The sequence below is a fragment of the Pseudoalteromonas sp. BSi20429 genome (assembly GCF_000238895.1).
In the GTDB taxonomy this organism is placed as follows: Bacteria; Pseudomonadota; Gammaproteobacteria; order Enterobacterales; family Alteromonadaceae; genus Pseudoalteromonas; species Pseudoalteromonas arctica.
On record NZ_BADV01000032.1, the window covers coordinates 54,183 to 63,589 of the forward strand.

Here is a 9,407-nt window from a genome sequence, read left to right on the forward strand (position 1 = left end):
AAGAAAGCTTGTTATAACAAGTCACTGAAAGAAATTAGACCACCGTAACTGGTGGTTTTTTCTTGCCTAAAATAAAATCTCTCGCCTTAGATTATATAAAAAGGTACACCCCTCAAAGTAGCTCAACTTTACTTGTTGATATACGCGCAAATTAAATATATCTTGATGTACATAAACTTATTATATTCTAATTGAAAGACCAACCCAGCTAGGAGAACAGTTATGCTGACGCGTGTAGAAAAAGCTCAACAAAAATGGGGTGGTAGCCACACAGTAATTGATAAATGGCTAAACGAACGCCAAGACCTTATTGTACTTTATTGCAAAATTGCAGGTTTTACGCCGTACGAAAAACAAGATCAAGCATTGCCAGAGCCAAAACTAATTGAATCATTTTGCCAACTTTTAATGGATTACCTATCTGCGGGCCATTTTGAAGTGTATGACGATATAGCAAAAGCATGTGAAAAAAAGGGCTTACAGAGCCAAGAGCTTGCAAACTCTATTTACCCGCGTATTTCCAGTACAACCGACATAGCGTTAGATTTTAATGATAAGTACGCTGAAGTAGACAAAGAAGACTTGTTAAAGGGTTTTGATGATGACTTGTCTGTTATTGGTGAGGCATTAGAAGCACGCTTTGCACTTGAAGATGAGCTTATTGATAACTTGTTTTCTAATCACGCAAACTAATATGTTATTTACGCATATTAAAAAAGGGACCTAAGGTCCCTTTTTGCATTTACACAATAAACTTATTATTGTGCTGGTGCTTCTTCATTTTGAATTTCAAGTAATTCAACTTCAAATACAAGTGTTGAATTAGCTGGAATCTTACCTAAGTCACGGTCGCCGTAAGCAAGTTCTGAAGGAATAGTGAACTTGTACTTAGAACCCACTGACATAAGTTGTAAACCTTCAGTCCAACCAGCAATTACGCGGTTAAGAGGGAAAGTTGTAGGTTCGTTACGTGCATATGAGCTATCAAACTCAGTACCGTCTAATAAAGTACCTTTGTAGTGTACTTTAACTACGTCTGTTGCTACTGGCTTTTCGCCATCGCCTTCGCTAAGTACTTCATACTGTAGGCCAGACTCAGTTACTGTAACGCCTTCTTTTTTAGCGTTGTCAGCTAGGTATTTAACACCCGCTTCTTTGCTTTTTTCAGACTCTACTTTTGCTTTTTCTTCTTGCTTAGTACGTACTGATGTATCTAGTTCAGTTAATACTTCGCGAATTTTTTCTTCGTCAATTTTTGCATTACCAGCAAGTGCATCTTCAAAACCACGGATTAGAAGTGCTTGGTCTAGCTCAATACCAATTTCTGTTTTGTCTGCTAGGTCTTTATTTAAAAAGTTACCTACAGATGCACCAATACCGTATGCTTGTTGCTGTTCTACAGTGTCTAATTTAACTTCAGCTTGTTCTTTTTTTGCTTCTTGATTACAAGCTGTAAGCGCTAAAACTGACGCTGCAATCAATGACAATCTAATCGTCTTTTTCATTTTAAATCTCCGACACACTTTGCAGTTGTCATTTTAATGTATTATTACTAGTTAAAGATTAACGGCCCACATGATAGGCTGCTTGTTTAATGACTAAATTCCACATTGTTAGCTAAACTAAAAACATATCCAGTGATTAGACAAACAACCTAGGCATTTAACGCGTCCTAGTCTAACCTCTCAGTCACTAAGAGTTAAGGGGAAATACCTGTAATATGTCGATATTTCGTACTTTTTTAATCGTATTTAGCTGTTTTTTAGCCATCGCCTGTACCGATAAAAAACAACACGCTGTAGCAAGTTACGAACATGCTGCACAAGGTGCGTTTTCATCAACAGTTTCAAACGATGGTAAATACAGTTTGATCTCCTCTATCAACCATGGGGTCGCCCTGTGGGATAATCAACAGCAGGTACTAAAATACCAATGGTTTCAGCAGCAAGATCAAGACAGTTTGGTATACGCCGTTACTATTGCTTTTGATAACAGCGTGGCTGTTACCGCCGAAAAAACCACGTTTGCTGTGTGGGATATAGCCACAGGCAAAAATAAAGGTTATTACAAAATACAAAAAGCCAGTATTCGCGATATTGCTATTAGCAATCAAGGCCGTAGTGTTTTATACGGCCGTAGCGACGGAGTTGTCGTATTTGTAAACCTAGAAACCGGACGTCGTATTGAATTTTTAGGTCATCAAGATAAAGTTAACACCGTTGACCTATCACCTAACGGACGCTACGCCTTAAGTGGTTCTAACGATTATGTTGCTTACTTTTGGGATACACGTACAGGGCAAGTAATTCATCGTTTTAATCACCCAACGCGTGTTACCCAAGTGACGCTCGATCCACAAGGTCGCTATGCGTTTACGGCCGATAGTATGGCACAAGCAAATGTATGGAAGCTGACTACAGGTGATCTTGTGAGTAAACTGAAGTATATTGCGCGTCAGAAAATTTTTACTGCTGTGCGCTTTAACGAACAAGGCACTTTGCTTGCAACCGGCTCGCCAAATAAGCGCGTAGATTTGTGGCAAATACCAAGCGGTGAAAAAATTCAAACTTGGCAGGTTACCCCGCGCGAAGGCAGTAAGCCTAAATCGGCGGTGGTGCTAGATGTGACATTTACAGATAACGGTAAGTCGTTGTTAACCGAAAGCTCCAGCGGTATCGCAGAGCGATTTATTATACGAGAGAATAATGAACACAATTGAACATCGCTTAATGGAACTTGAAGCCAAAGTGGCTTTTCAAGACGAAACGATTGAAGTCTTAAATGATGAAATAAAAGTGCACCAGCAACTTTTAGCAAAAATGAAACGCCAAACTGAGCTGCTAGCAGAAAAAATTAAAGAGTCGCAGTCATCATCGTCTATGATGTCTGAAGCACCTGAGCCGCCTCCACCGCATTACTAAAACCGGTAAAAATTAAGCAATAAAAAACCGGGTTAGTCGCCCGGTTTAAATACACCAATTACTTGTTCAAATTGGCGAGTAGACGCCTGAACAGCGTTATCGGGTTGCGCCATTTTATGACCACACTCAACACACTCTACTTTTTCAACATCATGTTCTCTGTATAGCATCATAGTATCCATGGCTTTGCAGTCAGGGCACGATGCACCAGCAATAAATCGCTTCTTTTGTCTCACAACATTTTTCCTGTGGTTTGAACTGCTGTCATTTTATCGTATAACTTCACTTGTTGATACGCTTGATAAGAGCATTAAGTTCTATGTTATGATAGCGCCAACTTAACAAGGGCACAGCAAAGTAACGCATTCATGATCCAAATCTCAGAAATAGAACTACTTCGTGGCGGTAAAGCCTTATTAAAAAACGCATCAGCTACATTATTCCCAGAACACAAAGTAGGCCTTGTTGGCGCTAATGGCTGTGGAAAATCAACGTTATTTGGTTTACTAAAATCAGAACTGCAACTAGATGCCGGTAACTGCAGCATTCCAAAAGATTGGTCTATTGCCTCTGTTAAGCAAGAGACACCTGCACTTGAAATAAGCGCGATTGATTATGTACTTCAAGGCCACCCAGAATACTACTCAATGCGCATAGCACTGCGTGAGGCCGAAAAAAACAACGATGGCGACACACAAGCCAAAGTACATATTCAGCTTGAAAATATTAAAGGCTATAGCATTGAATCAACCGCAGGTGAGCTATTACATGGTCTAGGCTTTGCCAATAACCTAATAGAAAACCCTGTCAGCTCGTTTTCGGGTGGTTGGCGTATGCGTTTAAACCTTGCCCAAGCATTAATACGCGACGCCGATTTACTATTACTCGATGAGCCAACAAACCACCTTGATTTAGATGCCGTTTATTGGCTTGAACGCTTTTTACGTGCTTATACCGGCACCCTTGTACTTATATCGCATGACCGTGAGTTTTTAGATGCGGTGGTTGACCAAATTTGGCATGTAGATAAGCAACTTATCAATGTGTACAAAGGTAACTACTCGCAGTTTGAACGCCAAAAAGCAGAGCGTTTACTACAACAACAAGCAATGTTTGATAAGCAGCAAGATCAAATTGCACACTTAGAGCAATTTATAACGCGCTTTAAAGCAAAAGCCAGTAAAGCTAAACAAGCACAAAGCCGTGTAAAAGCACTGGAACGCATGGAAAAACTAGCGCCAGCACATGCCGACTCGCCATTTAACTTTGAGTTTGCAGAGCCAAAAGCATTACCAAACCCACTAATGACAATAGATAAAGCCAAAGCGGGTTATGGTGACGTCACTATTTTAAATAATATAGAGCTAAACCTTGTACCAGGTAGCCGAATTGCTTTACTTGGTCGAAATGGCGCGGGTAAATCAACGTTAATTAAACTGCTTTCTGGTGATTTAGAGCCGCAAGCGGGCGAAGTTATTCAGCATCACGGATTAAATATTGGTTACTTTGCGCAGCATCAGCTGGAATCTCTTGATTTAAAAGCCAGTGCAATAACGCACATACAACGACTAGACCCAAAAGCCACTGAACAATCACTACGTGACTTTTTAGGCGGCTTTGCCTTCATTGGCGATAAAGCACTTGAGCCTGTAGCCCCATTTTCGGGCGGCGAAAAAGCACGTTTAGTGCTTGCCATGTTGGTATATCAAAAGCCAAACTTATTATTACTGGATGAGCCAACCAACCACCTTGATTTAGAAATGCGCCATGCACTTGTTATGGCACTACAAGGCTTTGAAGGCGCTATGGTTACCGTATCGCATGATCGCCATATGCTTAAAAATACTGCCGATGAGTTTTACTTAGTAGATGACGGCAAAGTAACTCAGTTTGGTTACGACTTAGATGCGTATTATCAATGGTTACTTAACGCGAATAAAGAAGCGGTTAAAGCGCAGCAAACCGACGAGCCTAAAGCAAACCCAGGTGTTAACCGTAAGGAACAAAAGCGCTTAGAAGCTGAGTTTAGAAAAGCCACTCAGCCACTTAAAAAGCAAATTGAAAAGCTTGAAAAGCAACTCGATAAATTTACCGCCGAATTAAGTGAAGTTGAAGTGACCTTAGGTGATAACGAACTGTACAACGACGACAACAAAGCCAAGCTTAAAGAGTTATTAGCCAAGCAAGCAACCCTTACGCCTAAGCTTAACGACGTTGAAGAAGAGCTACTTATGGCACTTGAAGAAATGGAAGAAAAAGAGCAGGCATTCGCCGATGAACTTGCTCAATAGCGACCATTTTTGGCAGTTTGCGTGCACCTTGTACGCAAAGCCTGATCAACAAACAACCTTGCTGGCACTACAAAACCAGCAAGGAAAAAATGTTAATTTATGCTTATTGCTACTTTATTTAGACTCATTAAATTTAAGTGTTAATGCCCAACAGTTAAATGAGTTAATAGACGCAATTAGTGAGTTTGATACTCACGCATTACAGCCTCTGCGCGCTGCTCGTAGCTATTTAAAAGCTAACCAGAATACAATAAGTGATTACGCCACAATACGCGCAGAGTTACTAAGCGCTGAGCTAAAGCTTGAAAAACAACAGCAACATATGTTGATTGAAGCAGTAAATGAGTTTGAATTAATCGAGCATGCAGAACCAAGCAATATTGAGCTGTATATGAAAGCCACTTAGGCTGCTAGTTTTTATACCCTCTTCTACTGCTCATTCTATTTTCTTTGTGCAAAAAACCTTTAAGTAATTTATTCACAAAGAGGTTAAGAGGCGCTTCGCTTTTAGAGGAAAACAAACTAAATTACTTAGATATAAATATTGAGCGGTTGTTTAGCTCAGCATTTTATTACCCTGCCCTAATTTTCTTCTCTTTTTCTTCTTTTTTCGCAAAGATCTTTAAGTAATTTACTCACAAAGAGGTTAAGAGGCGCTTCGCTTTTAGAGGAAAACAAACTAGATTACTTAGGTAAAAATATAAATATTGAGCGGTTGTTTAGCTCAGCATTTTATTACCCTGCCCTAATTTTCTTCTCTTTTTCTTCTTTTTGCGCAAAGACCTTTAAGTAATTTACTCACAAAGAGGTTAAGAGGCGCTTCGCTTTTAGAGGAAAACAAACTAAATTACTTAGATATAAATATTGAGCAGTTTGTTGCTCTACCCTCATTTACTTCTCATTCTTTTCTCTTTGTGCAAAAAATCTTTAAGTGGCTTACTCAAAAAAGTTTAAAGCGCTACGCTTTTAGGTAAAGTGAAAAAACATGAGTTACGATCAGCTCACTATTTCAAGTGAAAAACTCTCTTAGCTCTCAGTGGTAATAACTTAGTAGCCCTTAAAGCATGATCTAAATCAACTTAGCTTCACCCCTATATCTGCTTATGTAAATAACTTGATCTCGATCACGTTGCGACCTGCAAACACCGCCTATGATTAACCCATCAACAACGAGGGGAACAACTCATGAACGTATTCTTTAGAGACTTTTTTACAGATCCAGTTTTATTTATGTCTTTTGGGTTTTTAACCATCGTTGTTTCTTTGTGTATCTTTTTTGCTTTTTTCTTTTTGAAAAAAATACATGATGCAGAAATTCCCGAACAAAATTAAGCACGACGCACTAAAGCGCCTTATTAGTTTACTAGTTAGGCGCTTTTTATTTTCTGAAGCGAAAAATTTGGTACACTAGCTTTTCGTTTAATACAAAGTGCGTAGTACAAACATGATCTCTCAGTTCAAACCAGCATGGTGGATGACCAATCGTCACGTTCAAACCATAATGCCGCGTTTTTTCCGCCCATTTCACCACACTCGCTACGAACTTGAGCAACTTGATACACCTGATGGTGACTTTATTGAGCTCGCATGGTCACTTCCACATAACGAAACCGCTCCACTTGCCGTTGTTTTACATGGCCTTGAGGGCAATATAAATAGCTTTTATGCCAAAGGCATGATGAAGGCGTTAAAAAAGCAAGGTTATGCAGTTGTGCTTATGCACTTTAGAAATTGCTCAACTGAAGTCAATCGCCTACCTCGCGCTTATCACAGCGGTGACACCGCCGATTTAGCCTTTTTTATAAATCACTTAAAGCTGCAATTTCCTGAGCGCACTATGGTCGCTGTAGGTTTTTCGTTAGGCGGTAACGTACTGGCCAAATACTTAGGTGAACAATCACAAGCATGCCCACTAAGTGCTGCAGCGGTGGTATCTGCGCCTTATGATTTGTCGTCATCAAGCGATGTTATTCGTAAAAGCTTAGGTAAAATTTACCAAAAATATCTGCTCGATCGGATGAAAAAATCAATGCAGCGAAAGCTGCCACAAATTAAGCAGCAAATTTCACTAACACCAAAACAGTTAATGAAAATTGACGATTTATTAGAGTTTGATAATCAGTTAACAGCCCCTCTGCATGGTTTTGAAAACGCACACGATTACTATCGCAAAGCCAGTGCAATGCCGTACTTAAAAGATATCGCTATACCTACACTTATTATTCATGCCAAAGACGACCCAATGCTCTCAATTAAGGCCGTACCAAGTAGGCAAGACGTAAGTGAGCATGTTACGCTGCGCATCTCTGACAAAGGCGGACACGTTGGTTTTATTAGCGGTAAAAATCCGTTTAAGCCTATATTTTGGTTAGAGAAAGCCGTGCCATGCTATTTTGGGCAACATGTTTTAGGCAACGCAAACAAAGAGCAATTATGATTATCCCTTTTGAACAACTCGATAAAGATACACTATACAACCTAATAGAAAGCTATGTACTGCGCGAAGGCACCGATTATGGCGAAGTAGAAGCAAGCATCGAATCTAAAGTTAACCAAGTTAAGCTTCAGCTTAAAAATGGTGAAGCGATGGTGTTTTTCTCTGAATTACATGAGTCAGTTACTATTATTTCTAAGGGCGAATTTAAAGCGCTGCAAAGTGAAGAGCATCAAGCAGAGGCGTTTGATTAAGGTGTAGTACTTGTAACTTTTGAATTGAACGTACACAATGGCTTTTTACCCAAAGAGCCAAAACATGATAAAACTCAGCACTCTAGTGGTAGCCATATCACTAGCTTTAACTAGCCAAGCCCAAGCAGAACAAACAATAACAGCATCTGACAAGGCAATTAAACTCGCTAAAGACACCATTTTAATTGATACCCATATCGACGTACCTTATCGAATTCACGAAAGCTGGGTTGATGTAACTAAAGCGACAACTGATGGCGATTTTGACTACCCTCGCGCTGTAAAAGGCGGTTTAAACGCACCGTTTATGTCAATTTATATTCCTGCGCATTTGGAATTTGAAGGTAAAGGAAAAAGCTACCAGCTAGCCAATCAAATGATTGATAGTATGGAAGCCATAGCCCAGCGCGCACCCGATAAGTTTGCTATTGCTAGCTCAAGTACTGATATAGAAGAGCAATTTAAACAAGGCAAGCTGTCTATAGCGATGGGTATGGAAAACGGCTCTCCTATTGAAGGGGATATGAAAAACCTTCAGCACTTTTACGACCGTGGTATTCGCTACATCACGCTAGCGCACTCGCAAAGCAACCATATTTCGGATTCGTCTTACGATATACGCCGTAAATGGAAAGGCTTAAGCCCATTTGGTAAAGATCTTGTCACTGAAATGAATAATATTGGTATGCTAATCGATGTATCGCATATTTCTGATGATGCGTTTTATCAGGTTATGGATCTATCTAAAACACCCGTAATTGCCTCACATTCATCACTTCGTAAATACACGCCTGGCTTTGAGCGTAATATGAATGACGATATGCTATTGGCACTTAAAGAAAATGGCGGCGTTATTCAAATTAACTTTGGCTCAAGCTTTGTTACCGCTAAAGCAGGCAGTTGGGGCAAGCAGTTAAAAAGCACAAAAGAGTCCGTTAAAAAAGACGGCACTAAATTAAGCAAAGATTTTGATGCTGCGTACCGCGCTAAAAACCCGTATCCATTTGCAAGTCTTGAGCAGGTGCTTGACCATATTGATCACGTAGTTGAGCTAATTGGTATTGATTATGTAGGTATTGGCTCTGATTATGACGGAGTTGGTGATTCATTACCTATCGGTTTAAAAGATGTATCTAGCTACCCTAATCTTGTTCAAGGTTTAATGGACAGAGATTACAGCGACAAAGATATTAAAAAGATTCTTAGCGGTAATTTATTAAGAGTTTTAAAACAAGCGCAAGAGTATGCGAAAAAGCATTAAAGCTTTTATCATATATTAGTAATTGGCTAAAAGACCAAGAGCTAACTCAATATAAGCACGGCCTAGCCGTGCTTTTTTTATATCTAAGAGCTCAGTTATTTTCAGCAACCTTTTTCCTCGGGTTTCGTAAAACTCAACCCAAGCTACGGCAATAATTCTATACCTAGGAGCGAATCACTTTTCTTCAGGCATTAAAAAAGGCCACCTGAGTGACCTTTTTCTAACAATTAACTTTAAAGTTAATTA

Annotated in this window: 10 protein-coding genes; 8 read left to right on the plus strand and 2 right to left on the minus strand. The window is 39.6% G+C overall.

What is annotated here, in order from left to right; all coding sequences use genetic code 11:
* The first annotated feature begins 222 nt into the window (after nucleotides 1–222).
* Complete coding sequence (locus P20429_RS12460; RefSeq protein ID WP_007582240.1) at nucleotides 223–693, plus strand: Rsd/AlgQ family anti-sigma factor; 471 nt, start codon at nucleotides 223–225, stop codon at nucleotides 691–693.
* Between the two features lie 65 nt (nucleotides 694–758).
* On the opposite strand, the gene fkpA is transcribed toward P20429_RS12460, so the two are convergent.
* On the minus strand, nucleotides 759–1,505 hold the full coding sequence (gene fkpA / locus P20429_RS12455) for an FKBP-type peptidyl-prolyl cis-trans isomerase (RefSeq protein ID WP_007582243.1): 747 nt from the start codon (nucleotides 1,503–1,505) through the stop codon (nucleotides 759–761).
* 215 nt (nucleotides 1,506–1,720) lie between these two features.
* Between fkpA and P20429_RS12450 the strand changes: the two genes are divergently transcribed.
* Complete coding sequence (locus tag P20429_RS12450; RefSeq protein ID WP_007582245.1) at nucleotides 1,721–2,719, plus strand: WD40 repeat domain-containing protein; 999 nt, start codon at nucleotides 1,721–1,723, stop codon at nucleotides 2,717–2,719.
* A complete protein-coding gene (locus P20429_RS12445; protein ID WP_007378900.1) occupies nucleotides 2,706–2,921 on the plus strand; it encodes a SlyX family protein in 216 nt (71 codons plus the stop codon). Before P20429_RS12450 ends, P20429_RS12445 begins: the two co-directional genes overlap by 14 nt.
* 32 nt (nucleotides 2,922–2,953) lie before the next feature.
* Here P20429_RS12445 and P20429_RS19345 read toward each other — a convergent pair whose 3' ends face one another.
* Entirely contained in the window at nucleotides 2,954–3,157 is a 204-nt protein-coding gene (locus P20429_RS19345; RefSeq protein ID WP_007378899.1) for a YheV family putative zinc ribbon protein, read from the minus strand.
* A 132-nt stretch (nucleotides 3,158–3,289) separates the two neighbouring features.
* On the opposite strand from P20429_RS19345, the gene P20429_RS12440 reads away from it, so the two are divergent.
* The 5 genes from P20429_RS12440 (at nucleotide 3,290) to P20429_RS12420 (ending at nucleotide 9,161) form a co-directional block, all read left to right on the plus strand.
* Nucleotides 3,290–5,212: an ATP-binding cassette domain-containing protein gene (locus P20429_RS12440; protein WP_007582250.1), complete on the plus strand. Its 1,923-nt coding sequence runs from the start codon at nucleotides 3,290–3,292 to the stop codon at nucleotides 5,210–5,212.
* Complete coding sequence (locus P20429_RS12435; protein WP_007582252.1) at nucleotides 5,196–5,618, plus strand: TIGR02444 family protein; 423 nt, start codon at nucleotides 5,196–5,198, stop codon at nucleotides 5,616–5,618. The genes P20429_RS12440 and P20429_RS12435 overlap by 17 nt, the downstream gene beginning before the upstream one ends.
* Nucleotides 5,619–6,656: 1,038 nt before the next feature.
* The gene (locus tag P20429_RS12430) at nucleotides 6,657–7,649 is read left to right on the plus strand and encodes a hydrolase (protein ID WP_007582255.1); all 993 of its coding nucleotides are present in this window, start codon (nucleotides 6,657–6,659) and stop codon (nucleotides 7,647–7,649) included.
* Complete coding sequence (locus tag P20429_RS12425) at nucleotides 7,646–7,900, plus strand: YheU family protein (RefSeq protein WP_007582257.1); 255 nt, start codon at nucleotides 7,646–7,648, stop codon at nucleotides 7,898–7,900. The genes P20429_RS12430 and P20429_RS12425 overlap by 4 nt, the downstream gene beginning before the upstream one ends.
* A 64-nt stretch (nucleotides 7,901–7,964) precedes the next feature.
* The gene (locus tag P20429_RS12420) at nucleotides 7,965–9,161 is read left to right on the plus strand and encodes a dipeptidase (protein ID WP_007582259.1); all 1,197 of its coding nucleotides are present in this window, start codon (nucleotides 7,965–7,967) and stop codon (nucleotides 9,159–9,161) included.
* The last annotated feature ends 246 nt before the right edge of the window (nucleotides 9,162–9,407 follow it).

Coding starts and splice junctions, on each gene's coding strand:
- P20429_RS12445 (WP_007378900.1), top strand. CDS start 2,706: ATGAACACAATTGAACATCGCTTAATGGAACTTGAAGCCAAAGTGGCT.
- P20429_RS12440 (WP_007582250.1), top strand. CDS start 3,290: ATGATCCAAATCTCAGAAATAGAACTACTTCGTGGCGGTAAAGCCTTA.
- fkpA (WP_007582243.1), bottom strand. CDS start 1,505: ATGAAAAAGACGATTAGATTGTCATTGATTGCAGCGTCAGTTTTAGCG.
- P20429_RS12460 (WP_007582240.1), top strand. CDS start 223: ATGCTGACGCGTGTAGAAAAAGCTCAACAAAAATGGGGTGGTAGCCAC.
- P20429_RS12425 (WP_007582257.1), top strand. CDS start 7,646: ATGATTATCCCTTTTGAACAACTCGATAAAGATACACTATACAACCTA.
- P20429_RS12450 (WP_007582245.1), top strand. CDS start 1,721: ATGTCGATATTTCGTACTTTTTTAATCGTATTTAGCTGTTTTTTAGCC.
- P20429_RS12435 (WP_007582252.1), top strand. CDS start 5,196: ATGAACTTGCTCAATAGCGACCATTTTTGGCAGTTTGCGTGCACCTTG.
- P20429_RS12420 (WP_007582259.1), top strand. CDS start 7,965: ATGATAAAACTCAGCACTCTAGTGGTAGCCATATCACTAGCTTTAACT.
- P20429_RS12430 (WP_007582255.1), top strand. CDS start 6,657: ATGATCTCTCAGTTCAAACCAGCATGGTGGATGACCAATCGTCACGTT.